The sequence below is a fragment of the Rhodococcus sp. ACPA1 genome (genome assembly GCF_002300195.1).
GTDB classification, from domain to species: Bacteria; Actinomycetota; Actinomycetes; order Mycobacteriales; family Mycobacteriaceae; genus Rhodococcus_F; species Rhodococcus_F opacus.
This window is the reverse complement of record NZ_NSDX01000001.1, coordinates 1,058,396-1,082,671: the sequence shown is the minus strand read 5'-3', so window position 1 is coordinate 1,082,671 and position 24,276 is coordinate 1,058,396. Positions and strand designations below refer to the sequence as shown.

The window sequence follows — 24,276 nt, the reverse complement described above, 5'->3', positions numbered from 1 at the left end:
GGGTCGAGAAGGACTCACAGTAGTCTGTACGCATGTCTGACGTTCCCGAGATCCGTATCGGCACTGCCGAACGTGAGCAGGCCCTGAACTTGCTGAGCGAACATTTCGCGGCGGGCCGTTTGACGGTCCCCGAGTTCGATGAGCGCAGTCTCGCGGTCACGAATGCCACGACCCGCGGCGAACTCGACCGAGTGTTCACCGACCTCCCCGCGACCACGGTCGGCACGCCCGCCAAGGCCGAATCGGCCGGCACCGACAGCGACCAGAACTGGCGTCGCATCGTGATGTCGGTGATCCCGCTCGTCGCCCTCGTGCTGTTCTTCGTCGTCCCGGTCGACAACAGCTGGTTGTTCTTCCTGATGATCCCTGCCGCCGGCGCCATCCTGTTCGGCACCCGCGACGACCGCCACGGTCGCGATCGCCGCCGCGACCGGGACCGCTGACGTGGAACCTGTCGAGGTCAATGCGGGTGGCTGGTACCTGCGCGCGCTGCGCGCGGACGAACGGGTCGATGATCGTCCGGCGCTCGCGGACGGTGGAATCGCCGAACCCGAGTACGTCGCCCGCCGCACGGCGCAGTGGCTGAGCGACGAGCACTATTCGTGGGCGATCTGCCAGCCCAACACCGGCGAACTGCTCGCCGAGGTGGGCCTCACTCCGTCCGAGGACTCCGCGACCCTCACGGGCTGGGCGCGGACCGGCCACGAGGACGCGCTCGCGAGCGGATCGGATGCGGTGCAACGGTTTGCCGAGGGCGCACTGGGGTTCACGGTCGAGCGGTGACTATGCGATTCGTTCCGGTGGCGGTACTCACCGTGCTGGCACTGGTCATGCTGCTCTCCCCTGCGTCCGCGACGCCGTCGGGTCCCGAACATGCCGACAAGGTGGTGCACGCCCTGCTGTTCGCGGCGCTGGCGGCCGCCTCCCGGTACGCGCTCCTGACGCCACGGATCACCGTGCTCTGGCTCGCGGCGTTCGCGGTGATCACCGAGATACTGCAGGGCGTGCTGCCGATCGGCCGGCACGGATCGGTCTGGGACCTCTGCGCCGACATGGTGGGTGTGGCGATCGGGTTGTCCGCTCAGTCCGCGATCATGCGCTCCCGCAGCAGAGTCTGAACCCCGGCGTCGAGGCCGAGTCCGTCGGAGAAGTACCGTTCGACGGTCCCGTACTGCTCGCGCATGGTGGCCAGGGACACCTCCAGGTACTGCTCACGGACTCCGAGCACGGGCTCGAGCAACGCCGGATCTCCACCCGCGTCCACGAATTTCTCGAACACGCCCGCGAACGACGGAAGCAGGAGTTCGTTGGTCAGCAGGTAGTCGTGGAACACGTCGTCCTCACTGACTCCGAGGAGAAGCAGCAGCGCCGCCGTGGCCCAACCCGTCCGGTCCTTGCCGGTGGTGCAGTGCACGAGGGCAGGCGTGTTGCCGTTCGAGGCCAGGTCGCCGAACAACTCCCGGTACGACGACACCGCGCTCGGCATCACGACGAAGTCGCGGTAGCTGCCCTCGAAGTATTCGATCGCGCGTCCGCCGCCGAGCTCCCGTTCCGCGATCATCGGATCGGCGATCACCTGGAGCATCTGCGCGGGGATGGACCGAATCCCCTTGTCGGCGAGCACGTCCAACACGACCGCGCGAGCCCCGTCCGGGAGTTTGTCGGGTGCCGCGTCACGCTCGTCCGCGGTGCGCAGGTCGTACACCGTCCGGATCCCGAGGCCGTCGAGCAGCGGCATGTCCGTGTCCGCGACGCGGCTGAGATCGGTCGAACGGAAATACACGCCGGTGCGCACTTTCGCGCCGTCCCGGGTTCGGTAGCCACCGACGTCTCGCAGATTGGGCACGGACGTGAGCGGTATCGGCGTCATGCGTCGACGGTACCGCCCAGCACTCGGGCCAGTGCATCCACGGCGGCGTCGAGTTCCGCGGTCGTCACCGTCAGGGGTGGGCGGAACCTGATCCCGCGCTTGCCAGTCGGCAGGATCAGCACCCGCTCCCGGTCCCTGAGGTCGGCGACGACGCGGTCCCGTCGCTGCGGCGTGGGGACCGTGATCGCGCACATGAGGCCGCGTCCCCGCGGCTCGGTCACGTCGGGATTCGCGCGTGCGAGTTCCCGCAGTCGTTCGAGGAGATGCGCCCCGGTCATCCGTGCTCGGTCGACGAGCCTGTCCTCCTCGACGATCTCGAGGATCCTGCGGGACCGCACCATGTCGGTGAGGTTGCCACCCCAGGTGGAGTTGATCCGCGAGCTGACGGCGAACACGTTGTCGGGGATGTCGTCCACCCGGCCGCCGGCCATGATGCCGCAGACCTGAGTCTTCTTGCCGAACGCGACGACGTCCGGGTGCACTCCCAATTGCTGGTACGCCCAGGCCGTGCCGGTGAGACCGCACCCGGTCTGCACCTCGTCGAAAATGAAAAGGGCGTCGTTCTCCTGGCAGAGCACCTCCATCGCCTGGAAGAATTCCGGGCGGAAGTGGTGGTCTCCCCCCTCTCCTTGGATCGGCTCGGCGATGAAACACGCCACATCCGAGGGGTTCTCGGCGAACGCGCGCCGTGCCTGGTCCAGCGCGTGGCGCTCGGCTTCGACGACGTCCCGCCCGTCCGCGAGGTACGGGGAGTCGATGCGCGGCCAGTCGAACTTGGGGTACCGAGCCACCTTGCCGGGCTCGGTGTTGGTGAGCGACATGGTGTATCCACTGCGCCCGTGGAACGCCTCTGTCAGATGCAGCACCTTCGTGCCGAGCGCGGGGTCGAGGCCACGGCTCTCATTGAGCCTGCTCTTCCAGTCGAATGCGACCTTCAGAGCGTTCTCTACGGCGAGTGCGCCACCGTCGATGAAGAAGAGATGCGGCAGTGCGGGATCCCCCAGCACCCGGGCGAACGTCTCGACGAACCGTGCCATCGGGACGGTGTAGATGTCGGAGTTGCTCGGCTTGTTGATCGCCGCCGCCGCCAGTTCCCGGCGAAAGGCGTCGTCGTCCGCCAGTTCCGGGTGGTTCATCCCCAGCGCCGACGAGGCGAAGAATCCGAACATGTCCAGGTAGTCGGTGCCATCGCGCTGGTCGACGAGATGCGTACCGCGTGAGCGTTCCAGGTCGAGCACCAGGTCGAAACCGTCGACCAGAATGCGCTCGCGCAGCACGTCGTGCACCTGGCTCGCCGGCAGCTCGCCCCCATCTCCGGTAAATCGAATCGCTGTGCTCATACCGAGAGATTACGTCAAAATTCCTGTGAACCGGCGACAATTCGGCAACATATCCGGAACAGGGCTCATCTGTCGTAAAATGTTTGCAAGATGATGGTGCTGCGCGTGTGTACGTTGGCGGTGGCACGGATCTCCTGCAGCAGGTGTTCCAGCTCCCGTGGGGAAGCGACGCGCACCAGCAGCACGTAGCTCTCCTCCCCCGCGACCGAGTGGCACGCTTCGATCGCGGGGAGGTTCCGCAACCGGGCGGGTGCATCGTCGGGCTGCGACGGATCGAGAGGGGTGATCGCGACGAATGCGGACAGACCGTGCCCGAGCGCATCCGGATCGACCTTCGCGGTGTACCCGCGGATCACTTTGCGGGCCTCGAGCCTGCGCACCCTGGACTGCACGGCGGAGATCGACAGCCCCGCCTTCTCGGCGAGTGTCGCCAGGGTCGCCCGGCCGTCGGCCACCAACTCCTGCATCAGTACCCGATCGATGTCGTCGAGAGGAGTATGGGGTGCGTCGCTACGAAAAGATTCCACCACCAGCGCAGGCTAGCCCAGCGGAGGTGCATCATGGTTGAAACGTGGGAGCTCCGCGCCCGCTTTGCCCGGGTGCTGGCCGCAATGTACGGCCGGGAGGTGCCCGCCTACGACACGCTGGTCGACGTGGCCGGTGCGGTCAACGCGGACTTCGCGGCGCGAAACCCGGCCGACGCCGAACGCCGTGGCGGCCTCGCCCGGATCACATCCGAACGCCGCGGCGCGATCCGGCTCGGTGGACCCACGGAGCTGCGCCAGGCGGCCATCCTGTTCGCGGGCTTCGGAATGCACCCTGTCGGCTGCTACGACCTGCGCGACGCACCCGCACCCGACCCCGTCGTCTCGACGGCGTTTCGTCCCGTCGATCCGATCGAACTGGGCCGCAACCCGTTCGGGATGTTCACGTCGATGCTCACCACCGCCGATCGCCGGTTCTTCGACTGCGACCGGCAGCGCCGCCTCGAGAACGTTCTCGCCGCACGCACGGTTTTTCCCACGGAGGTGTTGCACCTGGCCACGCTCGCGACCGAGGAAGGCGGGCTGACGGCGCCGACGGCGGAGCGGTTCGTCGCACTGGCGGCCACGGCCTTCGCATCGTCGGACACTGCGGCCGACCGGTCCTGGCACGCCGAACTCGAACGTATCTCCCCCGTCGCCGCCGACATCGGTGGGCGCACTAACGTCCGCATCGTCCATCTGGCGCCGCGGGTCTTCGACCTCGACGACCTGCGCCTGCAGTCGGCGCGCCGCGGCCTCACGATGATCGACCGCATCCAGGGACCGCCCGCGTGGAGCGGCCCGGACGTACTTCTGCGGAAGGCGTCGTTCCGCGCCGTCGGCGAACCAGGCGGAGTCGTCGTGGCGGAGTCACGCGGAGTCGTCGTGGCGGAGTCACGCGGAGTCGTCGTGGCGGAGTCACGCGGAGTCGTCGTGGCGGAGTCACGCGGAGTCGTCGTGGCGGAGTCACGCGGAGTCGTCGTGGCGGAGTCACGCGGCATCGCACTGACACCGGACGGACGGGAACTGTACGACCGTCTGGCGGACGCCGACTCCGCCCGCTGGGACCGCGAGTTCCCGCGAACGGAAGCCCAACTCGAGGCGAGCGGGCTGGCGTACTTCAACCATCGGCTGTCCGGCGACGAACATGTCGCGGAGCCCATTCTCTACGAGGACTACCTCCCGGTGGCGGTGGACTCCGGCCCCGACCACCTACCGTGGCTCGCCGAGACACTCGGCCGGCCCGTGCACGACCCGTTCACGCTCTACCGACAGCAGCAGGATCGAACCCGAGAGAGGACAGCATCGTGAACCTTCCCGCCCCTGAGGAGTTGTGCCGACGCGCCGAGGAAGCACTGATCCGGTGCGGCGCCGAGATCACCGACGCCGGTGGACCGCTCGTCGCGCGGACCCCGATCACCGGGACCGAACTGCGCACGGTGACCGCGAGCAGCGCGGACGACGTGGACCGGGCGATCACCGCAGCGCACGACGCCTTCCTCGAGTGGCGTACCGTCCCCGCCCCCCAGCGCGGCGCGGTGGTTCGCCGCCTGGGTCAGCTTCTGACGGAGCACAAGACGGACCTGGCGGAACTGGTCACCCTCGAGGCGGGCAAGATTCCGTCCGAGGCGCAGGGCGAAGTGCAGGAGATGATCGACATCTGCGAATTCGCGGTCGGTCTGTCACGCCAGTTGTACGGCAGGACGATGGCCTCGGAACGTCCGGGACACCGGCTGATGGAGACGTGGCATCCGCTGGGAGTCGTCGGGGTGATCTCGGCGTTCAATTTCCCCGTGGCGGTGTGGTCGTGGAATACCGCCGTCGCGCTGGTCTGCGGCGACACGGTGGTGTGGAAGCCGTCGGACCGGACTCCGCTCACCGCGATCGCCTGTGATGCGCTGCTGGCGCGCGCTGCCCGTGACGTCGGTGCACCCGCCGGGATCCACGCCCTGGTCCAGGGCGAGGGGGACGTCGGCGAGCGTCTCGTCGACGACGCACGCGTGGCGCTGGTCAGCGCCACCGGGTCGGTGCGGATGGGTCGCGCCGTGGGTCCGCGTGTCGCCGCGCGCTTCGGCAAATGTCTACTCGAGCTGGGCGGCAACAACGCAGCGGTGGTGGCTCCGTCCGCCGATCTCGATCTGGCCGTGCGGGGAATCGTCTTCTCCGCCGCGGGCACCGCGGGCCAGCGCTGCACGTCCCTGCGGCGGCTGATCGTGCACTCCTCCGTCGCCGACGAGCTGGTGCAGCGCATCTCTTCGGCGTACGGCCAGTTGAAGGTCGGGAACCCGTTCGACGACGGCGTCCTCGTCGGACCGTTGGTGAACCGCTCCGCGTTCGAGGCCATGCAGACCGCGTTGGACAAGGCCCGCGCCGACGGCGGGACCGTCGTCTGCGGCGGCGAACGCAGCGGTGGCAGCGACTCCGCCTACTACGTCTCGCCCGCCCTCGTCCGGATGCCCGCGCAGACATCGGTGGTGCAGGAGGAGACGTTCGCGCCGATCCTCTACGTCCTCACCTACGACGACTTCGACCAGGCGATCGCGTTGCACAACGAAGTGCCCCAAGGGCTCTCGTCGTCGATCTTCACCACCGATCAGCGTGAGGCCGAGAGGTTCCTCGCGGCAGACGGTTCCGACTGCGGCATCGCGAACGTCAACATCGGCACGTCTGGTGCGGAGATCGGCGGGGCGTTCGGCGGCGAGAAGGAGACGGGCGGCGGACGCGAGTCCGGATCCGACGCATGGAAGGCCTACATGCGCCGCGCGACGAACACCGTCAACTACTCCGATCGACTCCCCCTCGCGCAGGGGGTGGAGTTCACCTGATCGGCGGCGTCGACCCGCTACTCTCGGGGCGTGAGCAACTGGACCGAGATGGCGCGTGAAATTGCCGAGAACGTGTTGTTCCCGGTGGCCGACAGCGTCGATGCCGACGGCGAGATTCCCGACAGTCACTTCGAGACTCTCGCCGCCGACGGCTTCTACGGACTCGCGGCACCGGGCGACGAAGGTGTGTCGCCGTCGGTGCTGGTCGACGTGATCGAGACGTTGTGCGGCGGCTGCCTCGCGACGGCATTCACGTGGATGCAGCATCACGGCGTCGTCGCCGGTCTCGCCGATTCGCCGAACACGGCCCTGCAGGGTCGCTACCTCGACGGGCTCATCGACGGCACCGTGCGGGCCGGTGTCGCCCTGGCCGGAGCGATTCCCGTCCCGCCCACTCTGTGGGCACGCAGCGTCGACGACGGCTACGTGCTCGACGGGGTGTCGCCGTTCGTCACCGGCTGGGGCATCGTCGATCTGCTCCAGGTGTCGGCGCGCGACGAATTCGACGACTCCATCGTGCACGTCATCATTCCCGCACAACCGCTTCGGGGACTCACCGCCGAGGAACTCCCGCTGATCGCGGCCCGCGGGTCCAACACGGTCCGGTTGACATTCGACGGGCTCGCCGTGCCACGTGATCTGGTGAGTGCCGTCGTCTCCGCCGAGGACTTCGCGAAGAGCCAGCTGTTCGGGTCGTGGATCAACGGGTGCATGGCGATGGGGATCACCCGCCGGGCGATCAGCGAACTGGAGGCTCTCGGCGTCGACGCCGACCCGTTCGAAGAGCAGGCCGCACGCGCGCGACTCGACCTGAACGCGGCGCTCGAAGGCCGCGCCGAGATCGCCGAAGCACGGGCCCGCGCTTCGGAACTCGCCATCCGCACCGCCACCGCCCTCGTCACGGCGAAGGGCAGCTCGTCACTGCTGGCCGGGAACACCGCCGAACGCCTCATGCGTGAAGCCACCTTCACGCTCGTCGCAGCGGGACGTCCGGCGATCAAGTCGGCGTTGCTGGAGCGCCTCGGCCGCGACTAGCGGGTGCGCACCCTCAGGTCACCGAACAGCGAGTACGACACGATGCGGATCGTCGGGGCTCCGGGCCCGGGATCCTGTGCACCGGCGTCGAGTTCGCGGTCGCCGAAGAGGTCGAAACCACCCACCTCGACATGCACGCCCTCCGGAACGGTGATCGTGCTGTCGCCGAACAGTGTGACGAGTGTGATCGTCGATGTGCGGGCGCCGATCACGGCCGACCGGAGGTCGAGCTTCACGTCCCCGAACACGAGCAGGGCCAGTGTCTTGACCGCGAGCGACCAACGGCCGGAACGCTTGGTGTCGCCGAAGATTCCGACGATGGTGGACTGAGGACGCGACACCGGCGCCGCCGGAGCCTCGATGGGAACCAGCCGCCGAAGACCTTCGACGTCGACGTCGCGGGACCAGACGATCGCGGCTTGCTCCGAATACTCCTCCAATGTCAGCTTTCCGTCCCCCACCCTCTTCTCGAGGCGGGCTTGTGCGGCCTCCCGGAGTCGGTCGAGTTCGTGGCTGTCCCCTGCAGCAGTCATGGCTCCACCGTAGCTGTCGGTGCCCTCGTCTACGGTCTGACGGCTACACCCGTGACACACCGCCCCTTCGACCGAAGCGAGACAACGTGTTCAGGATGATCCGCGCAGTTGCTCTGGCGCTACTCGCTGTGGGCGCCTACGTGGTGGTCTCCGAGCACGAGCCCGCCACCGTCGAGTTGCCGTCGCCGTCGTTCGCTCCGGCGACAGCGGAACTCACGACAGTGTGAGGGGCGGCGCACGGTGAGGGCACTCCGTCCACGGTTCGTGCCCGGTCGCGGGTGTTCCGGCGAGCGCGAGCGATCAACTCACCGGCGTGATGTCGGTGATTGATTCGCGGGTTTCTGGCCGGGTCGATGTGCGGTGGTGGAAGCCATTCGGTGCGCCCCGCGTACGTGTCACCGGCTGGCGCGCTGGTGGTCGGCCAGGCTGTAGGCCCGTCGTGGACCTGGGCGTGGCAGGCATCGCACGCGAGCGTCAGTGAGTCGATGTCGGTGTATCCGCTGTTGCGCCACTCCTGCACGTGGTGCACCGCACACATGCCGGCCGGGGGGCCGCGCAACCAGTCGTGGTCGAACAGGCCGAGCACCGGGTGGGCGCGCTCGGCGAGCTTCAGCGCGTCGCCGAGGGGAAGGAGTCCGCCGGTGGCCGTGGTGGTCACGCCGCCCGCCGCCTTCTCGAGTCGGTCGAGGGTCACGGTGATGATCACCGTGACGGGCAGACCCCGATGCCGGCCCAGGATCCCTGGATTACAGCATGACCCGGAATATCGCACCGAGGGCGTCGTGGTTTCTCTGCCGCTACCAGTGCTTCACGGTCGATCGACGGATTCTCGGCGTCGCCGGACGGTGACTCCGGGTCGTCCGGGTTGTTCATGCCGGGGCGAGCCCATTTCGCGAGAACCGGGTCGAGCAGAGCGCGCGCTGTGGGGTCGAGCTCACCGGAGATCGTCGACATCAGTTCGGAATCTCGACGGCCCAACGAAACACCACGCCGCCGGGAGCGATAACGATCGTCACCCAGGTTTCCGTCGGGATCGAGATGAGAGAGGAGGCGGTGGCCGGCACTCTCGACATCGTCGGGCGTACCTCCTCTCGCACACTGCGCCAGGATCGACTCCGCCAATGCGACGTCGGCGTTGGTGACCGCATGCGGGATCTGCCGCATGATTTGACCGGACGGATTCCAGAGACCGCACGGTATGTTCCCGCTGCGTGTCGTACCCCCGGTGCACTATGGAACGGTGAGCGACGTCCTGGGCAGGTTCTCCGCTGCCACCCGCGAGTGGTTCGGCGGCGCCTTCCCGGCGCCGACGGCCGCGCAGCTCGGTGCGTGGGAGTCGATCGCCAGCCGCGCGCACACGCTCGTCGTGGCCCCGACCGGTTCGGGCAAGACGTTGTCCGCTTTCCTGTGGTCCCTCGACCAACTCGCCGCCACCGACGGGAAGGACCGCAAGACCAGGGTCCTCTACATCTCCCCGCTCAAGGCCCTGGGTGTCGACGTCGAACGCAATCTGCGCGCCCCGCTCGTCGGGATCACGCAGACGGCCAAGCGGCTCGGGCTCACGCCGCCGGAGATCTCGGTGGGGGTCCGCTCCGGCGACACACCGGCAGGCGACCGGCGCGCCCTGATCAAGAATCCGCCCGACATCCTCATCACCACCCCCGAGTCGCTGTTCCTCATGCTCACGTCCGCCGCGCGCGAGACGCTGACCCAGGTCGACACCGTCATCGTCGACGAGGTGCACGCGGTGGCCGGCACCAAGCGCGGCGCCCACCTGGCCCTGTCGCTCGAGCGTCTCGACCAGCTTCTCGCGACCCCGGCGCAGCGCATCGGGCTGTCGGCGACGGTGCGCCCGCACGAGGAGGTGGGCCGGTTCCTGTCCGGTTCGGCGCCCATCCGGATCGTCGCACCGCCGTCGCCGAAGACGTTCGACCTCACCGTGCAGGTACCGGTCGAGGACATGACCGAACTCGGCCTCGCCGAACCCGCCGAGGGTTCGGCGTCGGCGACCCCGCAGGCGGGGTCGATCTGGCCGCACGTCGAGGAACAGATCGTCGACCTCGTCCTGGCGCACCGGTCGTCCATCGTGTTCGCCAACTCGCGGCGCCTCGCCGAGCGCCTGACGGCTCGGCTCAACGAGATCTACGCCGAACGCGCCGGGACCGCCGTCGACAAGAACCCGAAACCGGCATCGCAGATCGGCACGCCGTCCGAGGTCAATTTCGGCGCGGACCCCCTGCTCGCGCGCGCCCACCACGGGTCGGTCAGCAAGGACCAGCGGGCCCTGATCGAGGACGACCTGAAGTCGGGGCGACTGCGGTGCGTGGTCGCGACGAGCAGCCTCGAACTCGGAATCGACATGGGCGCGGTCGATCTGGTGATCCAGGTCGAGGCACCACCGTCGGTGGCGAACGGTCTGCAGCGGGTCGGCCGCGCCGGACACCAGGTCGGGGAGATCTCCCGGGGTGTCGTGTTCCCGAAGCACCGCACCGATCTCGTGCACTGCGCCGTCACCGTCGAGCGCATGGTCACCGGGAAGATCGAGGCGCTCGCCGTCCCCGCCAATCCGCTCGACATCCTCGCCCAGCACACGGTGGCGGCCACCGCGCTCGAGCCGCTCGACGTGGACGACTGGTTCGAGACGGTCCGGCGCAGCGGTTCCTTCGCGACGCTGCCGCGCTCGGCGTTCGAGTCCACCCTCGATCTGCTCGCGGGCCTCTACCCGTCCGACGAGTTCGCCGAGCTCAGGCCCCGCCTCGTCTGGGACCGCGAGGCCAACACGCTCACGGGACGCCCCGGCGCGCAGCGGCTGGCGGTCACCTCGGGAGGAGCCATCCCCGACCGCGGTCTGTTCACGGTCTACATGGTCGGCGAGAAGGCGTCCCGCGTCGGCGAACTCGACGAGGAGATGGTGTACGAATCGCGGGTCGGCGACGTCTTCGCGCTCGGGGCCACCAGCTGGCGGATCGAGGAGATCACGTTCGACCGGGTGCTGGTCAGCCCCGCCTACGGGCAGCCGGGGCGGCTGCCGTTCTGGCACGGTGACGGTCTGGGCCGGCCGGCGGAACTGGGCGAGGCGCTGGGGCAGTTCCTGCGGGAGATCTCGCTCGGGCACGAGACCGAGGTGCAGGAACGCTGCCGCACCGGCGGGCTCGACGAGAACGCCACGAACAATCTCGTTCAGCTCGTCGCCGAGCAGAAGACCGCCACCGGGCAGGTCCCCACCGACCGCACCCTGGTGGTCGAACGATTCCGTGACGAGCTCGGCGACTGGCGACTGATCCTGCATTCGCCGTACGGCCAGCGTGTTCACGCACCGTGGGCGCTGGCCGTGAGTGCACGGCTGAGCGAGCGGTACGGCCTCGACTCGAACGCGACGGCCTCCGACGACGGCATCATCGTGCGCCTCCCCGACACCGAGGACACCCCGCCCGGCGCCGACCTCTTCGTCTTCGACACCGACGAGATCGAGGACATCGTCACCGAACAGGTCGGCGGTTCGGCGCTGTTCGCGTCCCGGTTCCGTGAGTGCGCGGCCCGGGCGCTGCTGCTTCCGCGCCGCACGCCCGGGAAACGCGCACCGCTCTGGCAGCAGCGGCAGCGGTCCGCCCAGCTGCTCGACGTGGCCCGCCGGTATCCGACGTTCCCGATCCTGCTCGAGACCGTCCGCGAGTGCCTGCAGGACGTGTACGACCTACCGGCCCTGAAGGACCTGCTCCGCAGGCTCGCGCGTCGCCAGATCCGCATCGTCGAGGTGGAAACGCAGTCGCCGTCGCCGTTCGCCGGCGCCCTGCTGTTCAACTACGTCGGCGAGTTCATGTACGAGGGCGACAGCCCGCTCGCCGAACGCCGGGCGGCGGCGCTGTCCCTGGACTCGACGCTGCTGGCGGAACTGCTCGGCAGGGTGGAACTGCGCGAACTGCTCGACGCCGATGTCATCGCCCACGCCGAACTCGAACTCCAGCGCCTGCTTCCCGACCGCAAGGCGAAGGATCTCGAAGGCGTCGCCGACCTGCTGCGCCTCCTGGGTCCGCTCACCTCCGACGAGGTCGCCGCACGGTCGACCAGCGATCCCACTCCCTGGCTCGACGAACTCGTCCGGGCGAAGCGGGCGCTCGCCGTCTCCTTCGCGGGTCACGAATGGTGGACGGCCATCGAGGATGCGGCCCGCCTGCGCGACGGGCTCGGGGTGCCGCTACCCATCGGTGTTCCCGCCGCGTTCATCGAACCCGTCGACGATCCGCTGGCCGACCTGATCAGCCGGTACGCCCGCACCCACGGCCCGTTCACGATCACCGACGCCGCCACCCGTTTCGGGCTCGGTTCCGCGGTGGCCCGTGACGTGCTGCAGCGACTTGCGCAGGGAAAGCGGGTGGTCGAGGGCGAGTTCCGCCCCGGCGCGACCGGGAGCGAATGGTGCGACGCCGAGGTTCTCCGCCGACTCCGCAGGCGCTCGCTGGCCGCGGCGCGGCAAGAGGTCGAACCGGTCAGCACCGCGACGCTCGGCCGCTTCCTCCCGGGCTGGCAGCACGTGGGGGGCACACTGCGCGGCATCGACGGCGTCGCGACCGTGGTGGAACAGCTTGCCGGCGTCCCGGTGCCCGCCTCGGCACTCGAGTCGCTGATCCTGCCGTCCCGGGTGGCCGACTACTCCCCCGCCATGCTCGACGAACTCACCTCCACCGGCGAGGTGCTGTGGTCGGGCGCGGGCAGCATCTCCGGCAAGGACGGGTGGGTGTGCCTCCACCCCGCCGACACCGCACCGCTCACGCTGACCACGCCCGCGGAATCGGACCTGTCCGATGTCCAGCGCCAGGTGCTCGACACGCTGTCCGGCGGCGGCGCGTACTTCTTCCGGCAACTCGCGGACACCCTCGAGATGTCCGACGACACCGCGCTGGCCACCGCATTGTGGGATCTGGTGTGGCTGGGCCACATCGGCAACGACACACTCGCCCCGGTCCGCGCCCTGCTGTCGGACACGTCCAGGACCACCACGAGCCACCGGTCGCCGCGACGACCCCCACGTGCCCGCGCGTACCGCAGCCTGACGGTCCCGGTGCGCACCGCACCGCCCACGGTCGGGGGAAGGTGGTCGATCCTCCCCGCCGCCGAATCCGATGCCACGCTGCGTGCCAGCGCCACGGCCGAACTGCTCCTGGAGCGGTACGGGGTGGTGACGCGCGGGTCCGTGATGACCGAGAACGTTCCCGGCGGATTCGCGCTGATGTACAAGGTGCTGGGCACGTTCGAGGACAACGGCCGCTGCCGGCGAGGCCATTTCGTCGAGTCGCTCGGCGGTGCACAGTTCTCCACCCCGCCCGTGGTGGATCGACTCCGGAGCTACGCCGACTCGCTCGAGGGCAGGCACACCACCCTGCCCGCTGTGACTCTCGCCGCCAGCGATCCCGCCAACCCGTACGGTGCGGCCCTCCCCTGGCCGAAGCGCGGCGACGACGCGCCCGCGCACCGGCCGGGACGCAAGGCCGGCGGCCTGGTGGTGCTCGTGGAGGGTGACCTGATCCTGTTCGTCGAACGCGGCGGGCGCACGATCCTCACCTTCGCCGACGACCCCGGCGTGCTCCGCACCGCGGCGGTCACGCTCGCCGGTGTGGTCAAGCGCGGCGGGATCGACAAGATCGTGGTCGAGAAGGTCGACGGCGACACCATCCACGGCAGCGACTTCGCGCCGATCCTGACCGAGGCCGGTTTCTCGCCCACCCCCCGCGGATTCCGGTTGCGAGCCTGAGATGCCCGAAGGCGATACTGTCTGGCGCACCGCCAACTCGCTTCGCGACGCCCTCGCGGGCAAGGTGCTGACCCGCTGCGATGTGCGGGTCCCCCGGTACGCCACCGTCGACCTGTCCGGCCGGCTCGTCGACGAGGTGGTCAGCCGCGGGAAGCACCTCCTCATCCGGGTCGGCGACTACTCGATCCATACGCATCTGAAGATGGAAGGTGCGTGGCACATCTACGCGCCGGACACGAAGTGGCGCCGTCCCACGCACCAGGCCCGGATCGTGCTCGCCACCGACGACAGGGTGGCGGTCGGATTCTCGCTCGGCATCACCGAGATTCTGGGGCGTGACGACGAGGAGTCCGCGGTCGGCCACCTCGGCCCCGACCTGCTGGGGCCGGACTGGGACGCCGACACGGCGATCCGCAACCTGCGGGCGGCCGGCGACCAGCCCATCGGTCTCGCCCTGGTCGACCAGCGCAACCTGGCCGGTCTCGGCAACGTGTACCGCAACGAGGTCTGCTTCCTCCGCGGCGTCCACCCCTACACTCCGTCGAGTGGCGTGGCCGACCTGCCCGCGCTGGTCACGCTCGCGCATCGCATGATTCACATCGACAAGAACAACTCCGTCCGCCATCGGCCATGGGTGTACGGGCGTGCCGGAAAGCGTTGCCGCCGTTGCGGGACGGTGATCGAAGGCCACGACCTCGGTCAGCAGCAGATCTTCTTCTGCACGTACTGCCAGCCGCCGATGGTGGATTAGCGGAGGACGGTGGTCGGCGGCCCGAGCGGCGGCGGTCGGCGAGTCCGCCTGCGGCCGAGCAACCACGCGGCACCGTCCGGCACCCACAGCACCGCGGCCGTGGCGATCGTCAGCAGATACGTCGGCGCGATGACGGGCAGGAGAAGGCACCCGAGCAGGGCGACGGGAAAGTCTCTGCGCCACAACAGCGACAGCACCACCGGAAGCACGAGAAAGAGCGCGGCCAGGCCGAAGTGCGAGGTCGCCAGCGCCCACGGCACGCCCACCACCCAGCACAGCATCCCGAGCACCTGATGCGCGATGAGCAGGAACCGGGCGACGTCGGTGAACGTCCAGAACCGGCCGACCTCGACGCCGACCCAGAAGATGCGGCTGCGGAACGGTCCGACGCCCTCGTCGAGCAGGGCGAGCCGGAACAGTTCGTCCGCGTGCCGTCGCAGCGTGTTTCCCTCCGGTCCCTGCGCGCTCGCACGTTTGCAGAGGTCGTCGTGCATGATCGCGGGAAGCAACTGCCGGCCGTACGGGGTGAGCAGGCCTTGCAGCGGCGCGGGGATCGATGCCAGATCCGTGCGGAGAAGGCACGGCATCGGGGCGCAACCGGGCACCGTCACCACCGTGTCGCCGTGGACGTAGACGAACTCGCCGACGAGTTGGAAGAACTTGCGGTCGAGCACCCGAAGCTCGGGTTGTGGGCGAGTCGGATCGTCCACGGATACCTGGAAGGGCATGCGCACCTCACTCGTGGCCGGCCTTGTTTGCCTCCACCACCAGAGTGACGCAATGAGCGACGAATTGCTCGCGCGACGCGGCAACAGTTCCGTCGAGATATCCGATGAACAGCGTCGTGAGCGCGCCCACCACACCGACCGCGACGAGTTGTTTCTCCACCTCGTCGGCGACGGCGGACAGCTGGTCGTGCACGAGCGCGACGAAGCCGGGCATCAGGTCGATGCCGCGCCTGCTCAGCGCAGGTTCCGACAGCGGTGCGAGCAGCAGCACGCGGCCCATGGCGGGATCGTCGACCATGAGTTTCACGAACGCGTCCACGGCGGCCTCGGCGCGCTGCCGCGCGGTCTCGGTGGACGCGACCGCCTCCACAAGAGCGGCCTGCGCCTCGTCGCCCACTGCGGTGTAGACCGAGCGCACGAATTCGTCCCGGTCCTGGAACGACTCGTAGAAGTACCGTTCGGTCAGCGAGGCGGCGCGGCAGACCGCGCGCACGTTCACCGCGGGCCCGTCCGGGGCTCCGAGCAGCGCGATGCCCGCGCGGAGTAGCGAATTCCGCCGTGCTTCCCGCCGGTCCTCCAGCGTCACTCTTCTCGCCCCAATCCTTGACTACGTGTGTTGTCAGATCTTAGTCTGACAACGTGCGTAGTCACTTGAACGCGGACGGTACGCCCGTCCCGGCCTCCGCTCCCGTCCCCCTCGGACCCGACTCGTTGACCTGGAAGTATTTCGGCGACTGGCGCGGAATGCTGCAGGGCGTCTGGGCCGGGTCGATGCAGAACATGCATCCCGGACTCGGCGCGGGCGTCGAGGAACATTCCCGCTTCTTCGACGAGCGGTGGGAGCGGCTCTACCGGTCGCTGTACCCGATCGGCGGCGTCGTCTTCGACGGCGACCGTGCTCAGCAGACCGCCGAGCAGGTGCGGGGGTATCACGACAACATCAAGGGAATCGACAAACACGGCCGCAGGTACCACGCCCTCGACCCGGACACGTTCTACTGGGCGCACGCCACGTTCTTCATGGGCACCATCCTCACGGGCGACCACTTCATGGGTGGCCTCACCGAGGACCAGAAGCGCCGGCTGTTCACCGAGCACATCCAGTGGTACCGCCTGTACGGAATGAGCATGCGCCCCGTCCCGGAAACCTGGGAGGCGTTCCAGAAGTATTGGGATCAGATGTGCCGCAACGTCCTCGAGGACAACAAGGCCACCCGCGACGTCCTCGACCTGTCCGGTCTCGGCGTTCCCCCGTTCCTGTCGTGGCTACCCGACCCGATCTGGTCGATCCTCCGCATCCCGGTGGCGAAGGGTTTCGTGTGGCTGACGGTCGGCATGTACGACCAACCGGTCCGTGACCTCCTCGGCTACCGCTGGACCACACGCGACGAGCGCCTGCACACCCTCGCCGGCCGCGCCGTGGGCGCCGTCTTCCGGCTCGTGCCCTGGCGTTACCGCTACCACCCGCGCGCCCGCGCAGGCTGGGACCGCGAGACCGGACGCGCCCCTGCGCACGCTCCGCTCGTCCACACACCCCGACGCAATCTTCCACCGCTCGGCCGGCGCGACGACCCGCAGCACTACAGCCCGAAGGTCTGAGTTCCCAGGGAGCTCACAGACAACGTCCACACCGCTCACGGGTTGCGGGACGATGCTCGGTCACATGGAATACATCGCTGTCGCAGCCCTCGTCGTCAAGGCTCTGTCGGGAGTCGTCGCCGCCCACGCCCCGAAATGGCTCGTCCACACCCGCTGACCGACGAGATCGTGGAATGCTCGAAGGATGGACTGGGACCTTCCGAGGCTCTTGAATCGCCCGCCGCTGATCAGCGACGAGCCGCTGTCGCCCGACCATGCGGCGAGCCGCATCAGCGCTTACATCTACGGCAACATCCTGGTGCTCGCCGCGCTCATCCCGGTCACCAAATCCCAGGAGACCCTGGGCATCGCCATCGTCGTCGGTGCCGCGCTGTCCACGTTTCTCGCCCACGTGTTCGCCGAGTCGGTAGGCCAGACGCTCCGGCTCGGCAGATCACTGTCCAGCACCGAACGCCTACGGGAACTGCGGGACAGTCTCCCCGTCCTGACGTCCGCGGTGGTGCCTGCCGTGATCCTCGGCACAGCCCTGCTGGGCTGGCTGGAGCCGAGAACCGCGCAACTGACCGCCGAGATCGTGATGATCGCCCGTATCGGATCGATCAGTTACGTGATCAGCCGTCTCCGCCGCGAAAGAGTCACGAACGGCACGCACCTCGCCGCGTTCGGCCTCGCCGTGATCGCGACGATCATCGTGGTCATCAAGGTATTTCTGACACACTGACCGGTGGTTCGAGCAGTTCGACCCGCGACTCGGGCGCCGCCGCCCGCAACGCGTCGGCCGACAGGTCGTCCGGCTGGGCCTGCGACTGCACCTCCGCCTCCACCCGCGCCTGATACGTCTTCACCTCACGGTCGACGGCGTCGGCGTCCCAGCCGAGGACGGGGGCCACCAGTTGCGCCACCTGCTCGGCGCAGTTCACACCCCGATGCGAGTACTCGATGGCGATGCGCGTGCGCCGGGCGAGGATGTCGTCGAGATGCAGGGCACCCTCGGCCGCCGCCGCATACACGACCTCGACCTGCAGGTAGGCCGGTGCGTCCGTGATGGGCTGGAGAAGCTCCGGTTTCCCGCTCGCCTGGTCGAGCACCTCGTCGATCAGCGAACCGTACCGGTCCAGCAGATGCTTCACGCGGTAGGGGTGAAGGCCGTACATCTGGCCGAGGTGAACGGTCTGATTGACCAGCGCGAAATAGCCGTCCGCGCCGACGAGCGGCACCTTCTCCGTGATGGACGGCGCCATTCGCGCGGGAATGTCGTCGGCGGCGAGATCCACGGCGTCCTCGGCCATCACCCGGTAGGTGGTGTACTTGCCGCCGGCGATGGCGACGAGACCCGGTGCGACACGCGCGACGGCGTGTTCCCGCGACAGTTTCGACGTCTCGTCGCTCTCCCCCGCGAGCAGCGGGCGCAGGCCCGCGTAGACGCCGTCGATGTCGTCGTGGGTCAGCGACGTCACCAGCACCTTGTTGACGTGACCGAGGATGTAGTCGATGTCGGCCTTGGTGGCCGCCGGGTGCGCGAGGTCGAGATTCCAATCCGTGTCGGTGGTCCCGATGATCCAGTGGCTGCCCCACGGGATCACGAACAGCACCGACTTCTCGGTGCGGAGGATGATCGCGGCGTCGCTCACGATCCGATCCCGCGGCACCACGATGTGGACGCCCTTGGACGCGCGGACGCGGAACCGGCCGCGTTGCCGCGACAGCGCCTGGATCTCGTCGGTCCACACCCCCGTGGCGTTGATGACGACGTGCGCCTTCACGTCCGCGGTGCGGCCGTCCTCGCAGTCCCGGACGCGCACTCCGGAGACCCGGTCCGCCTCCCGGAGGAATCCGACCACCTGCGTGGACGTGCGCACGACCGCCCCGTAGTGAGCGGCGGTGCGGGCGACGGTCATGGTGTGACGGGCGTCGTCGACGACGGTGTCGTAGTACTGGATGCCGCCGGTCAGCGAGTTGCGCTTGAGCCCCGGTGCCATCCGCAGCGCACCCGCTCGCGTCAGATGTTTTTGGGCCGGAACCGATTTGGCGCCGCCCATCCGGTCGTAGAGGAAGATCCCCGCCGCCATATAGGGGCGCTCCCACACGCGGTGGGTGATCGGGAACAGGAACTTGAGCGGCTTCACCAGGTGCGGGGCGAGGGTGGTCAGCGACAGCTCACGCTCCCGGAGCGCCTCCCGGACCAGTCCGAACTCGAGTTGCTCGAGATAGCGCAGACCGCCGTGGAACATCTTCGACGAGCGACTCGACGTCCCGGACGCGTAATCGCGTGCCTCGACCAACGCCACCTTCAGCCCGCGGGTGGCCGCGTCGAGTGCCGCACCGGCTCCGACGACACCACCACCGATCACGACGACGTCGAACTGTTCGGTCTGCAGCTTGTCCCATGCGGCATCACGCTGCCGGGGACCGAGGAACTGCACACCTGGCTGACTACTCAACTCGGGCTCCTGTGAGATGACGACGGATTCTCTGCCAGGCTAGTAGCTTCATGCGTGTGATTCAGTACATCGCCGCGATAGACCAGGGCACCACCTCCAGCCGCTGCATGATCTTCGATCACGACGGCGCCGTGGTCAGCGTCGCCCAGAAGGAACACGAGCAGTTCTTTCCGCGCGCAGGCTGGGTGGAGCACGATCCGACGCAGCTGTGGATCAACACCCGCGAAGTGGTGGCGTCCGCGCTCGCGAAGGCCGATCTCACCAAACGCGACATCGCCGCGATCGGCATCACCAATCAGCGGGAGACGGCGGTCGTGTGGGACCGGAACACCGGAGAACCCGTGTACAACGCCATCGTCTGGCAGGACACGCGCACCGACGAACTGTGCACGCAACTCGGCGGCGACGAGGGCCCGGGCCGGTACCAGAAGCGCACCGGGCTGCCGCTGTCCACGTATTTCTCGGGGCCGAAGGTCCGGTGGATTCTGGACAACGTCGACGGTGCACGGGCGAAGGCGGACGCGGGCGAGCTCTGCTTCGGCACGATCGACAGCTGGATTCTGTGGCACATCACGGAGGGCACCCACGTGACGGATGTCACCAACGCCTCCCGCACCCTGTTGATGAATCTCGAGACCCTCGACTGGGATCCGGAGATCTGTGCCGATTTCGGTATCCCGATGTCGATGCTGCCCGAGATCCGCAGCTCGTCGGAGGTCTACGGCGTCGGACGCCCGCACGGGACGCTGCCCGGCGTGCCGGTGGCCGGAATCCTCGGCGACCAGCAGGCCGCCACGTTCGGGCAGGCCTGCCTGTCGGAGGGCGAAGCGAAGAACACGTACGGGACGGGGAACTTCCTGCTGCTCAACACGGGGACCACACCCGTGCACAGCAAGCACGGACTCCTCACCACGGTCTGTTACAAGATCGGTGACGCGCCGGCGGTCTACGCCCTCGAGGGGTCGGTGGCCGTCACCGGCTCACTGGTGCAGTGGCTGCGCGACAACCTGGGAATCATCGAGTCCGCCAAGGACATCGAGGATCTGGCCAAGTCGGTCGACGACAACGGCGGCGCCTACTTCGTGCCCGCGTTCTCCGGTTTGTTCGCACCGCGCTGGCGGCCCGACGCCCGCGGGGCCATCGTCGGGCTCACCCGGTTCGTGAACAAGGGCCATCTCGCCAGGGCCGCCCTGGAAGCCACCGCATATCAGACCCGCGAGGTGATCGAGGCGATGCGCGCCGATTCGGGCGTCGAACTCGCCTCCCTCAAGGTGGACGGCGGCATGGTCGTCAACGAGACCCTCATGCAGTTCCAGTCGGACATTCTCGCCGTGCCCGTCATCCGTCCCGTCGTCAACGAGACGACGGCGCTGGGCGCCGCGTACGCCGCGGGGCTGGCCGTCGGCTTCTGGGAGAGCGAGGACGACATCCGCGCGAACTGGGCAGTCGACAAGACGTGGGAACCCGCGATGGACGAGGCCGAGTCCACCCGGCTCTACGCCGAGTGGAACAAGGCGGTCGAACGGACCTACGACTGGGCGTGATCGGCGTACGCGGCGCCGAGTCTCGCCACCGCACCCGTCAGCACGTCCTCCGAACACGTCGCAAAGCACAGCCGCACAGCGCTCCGGTGCTCCGCGGCGACGCCGAAAGCCGATCCGGGGACGAAGGCGACACCGCGGTCCACGGCGGTCTGCAACAGTGCCGCCGTGTCGAGGTCTGCGTCCGTGAACTCGGTCCAGCAGAACATCCCGCCCGCCGCCGAGGACACGCTGGCGCGGTCGCCGAACGTCGAGGTGACGCCGTCCGCGAGCGCTCGGGCCCGGGACCCGTAGCCGGCACGCAGCATCTCCAGGTGCAGGTCCAGCCACGGCTCGTCCGACAGCAGTCCGGCGGCGATCTGGTGCGTCAGCGACGAACCGCAGAGGTCCGCGCCCTGCTTGAGCAGCTCGACGGCCTCACACACCCGCCGGTCGCCGTGCAGCCACCCGACCCGGAGCGCAGGCGCCAGGATCTTCGACGCGCTGGACAGCCGGATCACCCGGTCCGACAGCGCCGCGACGGGCGCGGGCGGTGGTCCGTCGAAGTAGAGTTCACCGTACGGGTCGTCCTCGATCACCCAGAAGCCGTAGCGGTCCGCCAGTGCGGCCAGGTGTTCCCGGCGGCCGGGCGCCAGGACGACGCCGCGAGGGTTGTGGAAGTTGCTCACCGTGTGGACCACGGTGGGCCGCAATCCGTCCTCGAGCATGCCCTGCAGTGCGTCGGTGTCCATCCCGTCGGCGTCGAGTGCGACGGACCGGACGTCGGCCTCCGCGGCCCGGAACACCTGTAGCGCTCCGGTGTAGGCGGGATCCTCGACGATCACGACGTCGCCGGGATCGAGCAGCACCTGCGCGAGAAGGCTCAGCGCCTGCTGCGAGCCGTGGGTGACGACGACGTCGGCGGCGCCGAGCGGCCGGCCGATCTTCGCGCCCTCCCGGGCGGCGAGCACGTCGCGGAGCCGGCGCAGCCCGGTGGTCTCGCCGTACTGGACGGATGCCGGGTCCGCGAGCGCGAGTTCCGCTTCCTTCCGGATCCGTTCGCGCGGAATGAATTCGGGGTCGGGCAGCCCGCCTGCGAGGCTGACCACGTCGGGCCGGGCGGTGAGGGTGAGAAGGTCACGGATGGCGGAGCTGCGCAGACCATCCATGCGGCGGGCAAGTGATTGCGGCATGTCGACTCCCAGGAGGCACGTCAAAGCAGGGATCAGGTGAGGAACACCCTGTCCGTCCTGGGTCTGCGGGGCGGGAGAGCGCCGAGGCACGGGTCGATGATTTCGAACCGTGCCTCGACTATCTCACTGGAGGAGCCACTATGTGAAATGCATATCCCACACTTCGGGATCAGTCCAGGTCGTCGTGCCGCATCAGCTGGCGTGCCGCCTCGGTGATCGAACCTGTCAGCGACGGATAAACCGAGAACGTCGCGGCGAGGTCGTTGACGGTGAGGTTGTTCTGCACGGCGATCGCGATGGGCAGGATCAGCTCCGAGCCGTTGGGGGCCACCACGACGCCGCCGATGACCACACCGGTGGCCGGACGGCAGAAGATCTTCACGAAGCCGCGGCGCAGACCGGACATCTTGGCGCGCGGGTTGGTGTTGAGCGGGAGCATGACGGTGCGGGCCGGCACCTCGCCGTCGTCGATCGCGGCCTGGCTGACGCCCACGGTGGCGATCTCGGGGCGGGTGAACACGGCCGAGGCCACGGTCTTCAGCTTGATGGGGCTGACGCCCTCACCGAGCGCGTGGTACATCGCGATGCGGCCCTGCATGGCGGCGACGGACGCCAGCGGCAGCAGGCCGGTGCAGTCGCCCGCGGCGTAGATCCCGGACACCGGCGTCCGCGACACACGGTCCACGCGCAGGTATCCGCCCTTGCCGAGCTCGATGCCGACCTTCTCCAGTCCGAGCCCCTGGGTGTTGGGAACCGAACCGACGGTCATCAGGGCGTGGCTGCCCTCGACCGTCCGGCCGTCGGCGAGCACGACGACGATGCCGTCCTCGGTGCGCTTCACGGCATCGGCCCTGGCGTGCTTGACCAGGGTGACGCCACGCTCGGCGAGGACGTCCTCGAGCACGAGGGCGGCGTCGGCGTCCTCACCGGGCAGGACGCGGTCGCGGCTGGACACCAGCGTGACCTTGACGCCCATCTCGGTGTAGGCGGACACGAACTCGGCACCGGTCACACCGGAACCGACGACGACGAGGTGCGTGGGCAGCTCGTCGAGGTCGTAGAGGTCGCGCCACGTCAGGATGCGCTCGCCGTCCGGCTCCGCCCCGGGGATCACCCGGGGGCTCGCGCCCGTGGCGATCAGGACGACGTCCGCATCGAGTGTCTTCTTCTCGCCGTTCTCGAGGGTGGCACACACCTGGTGGGACGCCATGCCCAGGCGCGGGTCGGCGATCTCGGCGGTGCCCGACAGCAGTTCGACCCCCACCGTCTGCAGGCGGGTGCGGATGTCGGAGGACTGCGCCTGCGCGAGGCTCTTCACGCGGGCGTGGATCTGCGGCAGCGCGACCGTGGCCTGCTCGGGATCGAGCGCAATGCCCAGGTCGGTGGCGCGCCGCATGTCGGTGCGCACGCCGGTGGAGGCAATGAACGTCTTGGACGGCACACAGTCGAACAGAACGCAGGCGCCGCCCACGCCGTCCGAATCGATCAAGGAGACGGAGGCGCCGTGCTGTGCGGCCACCAGCGCTGCCTCGTATCCGGCAGGCCCGCCACCAATGATCACGATTCGGGTCATCTGTCCTCCAATTCAACTGTCGACCGGGGTCTCCGGCCGGCTTTTCCTGCGATCGCAGCGCGTCGTGTCGTGCACTGCATGCAACAGATTACTAGCCACCGTTTAGGCTTGCCGCCGTGTCGATCTATGCCGCCTACGGGTCCAACATGCATCCCGAGCAGATGTTGCAGCGCTGCCCACACTCGCCGATGGCGGGGACGGGCTGGCTGCACGGCTGGCGACTGACGTTCAGTGGCGGGGACATCGGCTGGGAGGGCGCACTCGCAACCGTGGTCGAGGACCCCGATTCCAAGGTGTTCGTCGTGCTCTACGACGTCCCCGAGGAGGACGAGGTCAGCCTCGACCGATGGGAGGGCTCCGAACTCGGCATCCACCGCAAGATCCGCGTCCGCGTGGACACCGAGGGCGAACCCGTTCTCGCCTGGTTGTACGTGCTCGACGCGTACGAGGGCGGCCTGCCGTCCGCGCGCTACCTCGGGGTGATGGCCGACGCCGCAGAGATCGCCGGGGCCCCGTCCGACTATGTGCGCGACCTGCGCACCCGCAACAGCCGCAACGTCGGACCGGGCACCGAATAGAACCGCCTGACGCCGCG

At 68.6% G+C, this 24,276-nt stretch carries 23 protein-coding genes; 12 read left to right on the top strand and 11 right to left on the bottom strand.

Annotated elements, in window-relative coordinates:
• The first annotated feature begins 32 nt into the window (after positions 1-32).
• Genes CJ177_RS04715 through CJ177_RS04705 form a run of 3 tightly spaced genes read left to right on the top strand, consistent with a single transcriptional unit; the run spans position 33 to position 1,118 of the window.
• Positions 33-443: a DUF1707 domain-containing protein gene (locus CJ177_RS04715; protein ID WP_061044100.1), complete on the top strand. Its 411-nt coding sequence runs from the start codon at positions 33-35 to the stop codon at positions 441-443.
• A gap of 1 nt (position 444) precedes the next feature.
• Positions 445-783 (top strand): hypothetical protein, encoded by a 339-nt coding sequence (locus CJ177_RS04710; protein WP_095867351.1) that lies wholly within the window; start codon positions 445-447, stop codon positions 781-783.
• Between the two features lie 2 nt (positions 784-785).
• Positions 786-1,118 carry a VanZ family protein gene (locus tag CJ177_RS04705; RefSeq protein ID WP_005239960.1) on the top strand — a complete coding sequence of 111 codons (333 nt, stop codon included), beginning with the start codon at positions 786-788 and terminating at the stop codon, positions 1,116-1,118.
• Here the strand turns inward: CJ177_RS04705 and CJ177_RS04700 are convergent.
• The 3 genes from CJ177_RS04700 to CJ177_RS04690 all read right to left on the bottom strand — a co-directional run bounded on the left by CJ177_RS04700 (position 1,082) and on the right by CJ177_RS04690 (position 3,740).
• Positions 1,082-1,870, bottom strand: a complete 789-nt coding sequence (locus CJ177_RS04700; RefSeq protein ID WP_005239957.1) for a tyrosine-protein phosphatase — start codon at positions 1,868-1,870, stop codon at positions 1,082-1,084. The two genes, CJ177_RS04705 and CJ177_RS04700, sit on opposite strands and share 37 nt — an antisense overlap.
• Positions 1,867-3,210, bottom strand: a complete 1,344-nt coding sequence (gene lat / locus CJ177_RS04695) for an L-lysine 6-transaminase (protein ID WP_095867350.1) — start codon at positions 3,208-3,210, stop codon at positions 1,867-1,869. Before lat ends, CJ177_RS04700 begins: the two co-directional genes overlap by 4 nt.
• 65 nt (positions 3,211-3,275) lie before the next feature.
• Positions 3,276-3,740, bottom strand: coding sequence for an Lrp/AsnC family transcriptional regulator (locus CJ177_RS04690; protein ID WP_025432271.1), 465 nt, complete (start codon positions 3,738-3,740; stop codon positions 3,276-3,278).
• A gap of 30 nt (positions 3,741-3,770) precedes the next feature.
• Between CJ177_RS04690 and CJ177_RS04685 the strand changes: the two genes are divergently transcribed.
• From CJ177_RS04685 to CJ177_RS04675, 3 genes are read left to right on the top strand one after another with little or no spacing between them, the layout of a single operon-like run.
• Positions 3,771-5,045 carry a 2-oxoadipate dioxygenase/decarboxylase family protein gene (locus tag CJ177_RS04685; RefSeq protein ID WP_095867349.1) on the top strand — a complete coding sequence of 425 codons (1,275 nt, stop codon included), beginning with the start codon at positions 3,771-3,773 and terminating at the stop codon, positions 5,043-5,045.
• Positions 5,042-6,559 carry an aldehyde dehydrogenase family protein gene (locus CJ177_RS04680; protein WP_061044103.1) on the top strand — a complete coding sequence of 506 codons (1,518 nt, stop codon included), beginning with the start codon at positions 5,042-5,044 and terminating at the stop codon, positions 6,557-6,559. Before CJ177_RS04685 ends, CJ177_RS04680 begins: the two co-directional genes overlap by 4 nt.
• Before the next feature lie 30 nt (positions 6,560-6,589).
• A complete protein-coding gene (locus CJ177_RS04675) occupies positions 6,590-7,594 on the top strand; it encodes an acyl-CoA dehydrogenase family protein (protein WP_082764762.1) in 1,005 nt (334 codons plus the stop codon).
• On the opposite strand, the gene CJ177_RS04670 is transcribed toward CJ177_RS04675, so the two are convergent.
• The 3 genes from CJ177_RS04670 to CJ177_RS04660 all read right to left on the bottom strand — a co-directional run bounded on the left by CJ177_RS04670 (position 7,591) and on the right by CJ177_RS04660 (position 9,291).
• Positions 7,591-8,127, bottom strand: a complete 537-nt coding sequence (locus CJ177_RS04670) for a LiaF domain-containing protein (protein ID WP_025432270.1) — start codon at positions 8,125-8,127, stop codon at positions 7,591-7,593. The two genes, CJ177_RS04675 and CJ177_RS04670, sit on opposite strands and share 4 nt — an antisense overlap.
• Before the next feature lie 136 nt (positions 8,128-8,263).
• Positions 8,264-8,821 (bottom strand): HNH endonuclease, encoded by a 558-nt coding sequence (locus tag CJ177_RS04665; RefSeq protein ID WP_226955724.1) that lies wholly within the window; start codon positions 8,819-8,821, stop codon positions 8,264-8,266.
• An 8-nt stretch (positions 8,822-8,829) separates the two neighbouring features.
• Positions 8,830-9,291 (bottom strand): DUF222 domain-containing protein, encoded by a 462-nt coding sequence (locus tag CJ177_RS04660; protein ID WP_005239944.1) that lies wholly within the window; start codon positions 9,289-9,291, stop codon positions 8,830-8,832.
• Between the two features lie 76 nt (positions 9,292-9,367).
• Here CJ177_RS04660 and CJ177_RS04655 point away from each other — a divergent pair, with 76 nt between their 5' ends.
• Both CJ177_RS04655 and CJ177_RS04650 read left to right on the top strand, forming a co-directional pair.
• A complete protein-coding gene (locus tag CJ177_RS04655) occupies positions 9,368-13,876 on the top strand; it encodes an ATP-dependent helicase (RefSeq protein ID WP_218835076.1) in 4,509 nt (1,502 codons plus the stop codon).
• Position 13,877: 1 nt separating this feature from the next.
• Positions 13,878-14,627 carry a DNA-formamidopyrimidine glycosylase family protein gene (locus tag CJ177_RS04650; RefSeq protein ID WP_095867347.1) on the top strand — a complete coding sequence of 250 codons (750 nt, stop codon included), beginning with the start codon at positions 13,878-13,880 and terminating at the stop codon, positions 14,625-14,627.
• Here CJ177_RS04650 and CJ177_RS04645 read toward each other — a convergent pair.
• Positions 14,624-15,355, bottom strand: coding sequence for a DUF1353 domain-containing protein (locus CJ177_RS04645; RefSeq protein WP_005239938.1), 732 nt, complete (start codon positions 15,353-15,355; stop codon positions 14,624-14,626). The genes CJ177_RS04650 and CJ177_RS04645 overlap by 4 nt on opposite strands.
• A gap of 7 nt (positions 15,356-15,362) precedes the next feature.
• Complete coding sequence (locus tag CJ177_RS04640) at positions 15,363-15,941, bottom strand: TetR/AcrR family transcriptional regulator (protein WP_005239936.1); 579 nt, start codon at positions 15,939-15,941, stop codon at positions 15,363-15,365.
• Between the two features lie 53 nt (positions 15,942-15,994).
• Here CJ177_RS04640 and CJ177_RS04635 point away from each other — a divergent pair, with 53 nt between their 5' ends.
• Entirely contained in the window at positions 15,995-16,954 is a 960-nt protein-coding gene (locus CJ177_RS04635; RefSeq protein WP_095867346.1) for an oxygenase MpaB family protein, read from the top strand.
• Positions 16,955-17,138: 184 nt separating this feature from the next.
• A complete protein-coding gene (locus CJ177_RS04630; RefSeq protein ID WP_005239931.1) occupies positions 17,139-17,675 on the top strand; it encodes a hypothetical protein in 537 nt (178 codons plus the stop codon).
• On the opposite strand, the gene glpD is transcribed toward CJ177_RS04630, so the two are convergent.
• Entirely contained in the window at positions 17,653-19,395 is a 1,743-nt protein-coding gene (gene glpD, locus CJ177_RS04625; RefSeq protein ID WP_005239930.1) for a glycerol-3-phosphate dehydrogenase, read from the bottom strand. The two genes, CJ177_RS04630 and glpD, sit on opposite strands and share 23 nt — an antisense overlap.
• Positions 19,396-19,445: 50 nt before the next feature.
• Here glpD and glpK point away from each other — a divergent pair, with 50 nt between their 5' ends.
• On the top strand, positions 19,446-20,939 hold the full coding sequence (glpK, locus tag CJ177_RS04620; protein ID WP_061044096.1) for a glycerol kinase GlpK: 1,494 nt from the start codon (positions 19,446-19,448) through the stop codon (positions 20,937-20,939).
• On the opposite strand, the gene CJ177_RS04615 is transcribed toward glpK, so the two are convergent.
• The gene (locus CJ177_RS04615) at positions 20,924-22,108 is read right to left on the bottom strand and encodes a PLP-dependent aminotransferase family protein (protein ID WP_095867345.1); all 1,185 of its coding nucleotides are present in this window, start codon (positions 22,106-22,108) and stop codon (positions 20,924-20,926) included. The genes glpK and CJ177_RS04615 overlap by 16 nt on opposite strands.
• A gap of 169 nt (positions 22,109-22,277) precedes the next feature.
• Entirely contained in the window at positions 22,278-23,681 is a 1,404-nt protein-coding gene (locus CJ177_RS04610) for an NAD(P)H-quinone dehydrogenase (RefSeq protein WP_095867344.1), read from the bottom strand.
• Positions 23,682-23,797: 116 nt separating this feature from the next.
• Between CJ177_RS04610 and CJ177_RS04605 the strand changes: the two genes are divergently transcribed.
• Positions 23,798-24,259, top strand: a complete 462-nt coding sequence (locus CJ177_RS04605) for a gamma-glutamylcyclotransferase (RefSeq protein ID WP_005239924.1) — start codon at positions 23,798-23,800, stop codon at positions 24,257-24,259.
• The last annotated feature ends 17 nt before the right edge of the window (positions 24,260-24,276 follow it).

Bases quoted from the DNA above. Each gene is read 5' to 3' on its own strand.
- CJ177_RS04705 (WP_005239960.1), top strand. From the start codon at position 786: ATGCGATTCGTTCCGGTGGCGGTACTCACCGTGCTGGCACTGGTCATG.
- CJ177_RS04715 (WP_061044100.1), top strand. From the start codon at position 33: ATGTCTGACGTTCCCGAGATCCGTATCGGCACTGCCGAACGTGAGCAG.
- CJ177_RS04645 (WP_005239938.1), bottom strand. From the start codon at position 15,355: ATGCCCTTCCAGGTATCCGTGGACGATCCGACTCGCCCACAACCCGAG.
- CJ177_RS04630 (WP_005239931.1), top strand. From the start codon at position 17,139: ATGGACTGGGACCTTCCGAGGCTCTTGAATCGCCCGCCGCTGATCAGC.
- CJ177_RS04670 (WP_025432270.1), bottom strand. From the start codon at position 8,127: ATGACTGCTGCAGGGGACAGCCACGAACTCGACCGACTCCGGGAGGCC.
- CJ177_RS04610 (WP_095867344.1), bottom strand. From the start codon at position 23,681: ATGACCCGAATCGTGATCATTGGTGGCGGGCCTGCCGGATACGAGGCA.
- lat (WP_095867350.1), bottom strand. From the start codon at position 3,210: ATGAGCACAGCGATTCGATTTACCGGAGATGGGGGCGAGCTGCCGGCG.
- CJ177_RS04650 (WP_095867347.1), top strand. From the start codon at position 13,878: ATGCCCGAAGGCGATACTGTCTGGCGCACCGCCAACTCGCTTCGCGAC.
- CJ177_RS04615 (WP_095867345.1), bottom strand. From the start codon at position 22,108: ATGCCGCAATCACTTGCCCGCCGCATGGATGGTCTGCGCAGCTCCGCC.
- CJ177_RS04685 (WP_095867349.1), top strand. From the start codon at position 3,771: ATGGTTGAAACGTGGGAGCTCCGCGCCCGCTTTGCCCGGGTGCTGGCC.
- CJ177_RS04700 (WP_005239957.1), bottom strand. From the start codon at position 1,870: ATGACGCCGATACCGCTCACGTCCGTGCCCAATCTGCGAGACGTCGGT.
- CJ177_RS04660 (WP_005239944.1), bottom strand. From the start codon at position 9,291: ATGCGGCAGATCCCGCATGCGGTCACCAACGCCGACGTCGCATTGGCG.
- glpK (WP_061044096.1), top strand. From the start codon at position 19,446: ATGCGTGTGATTCAGTACATCGCCGCGATAGACCAGGGCACCACCTCC.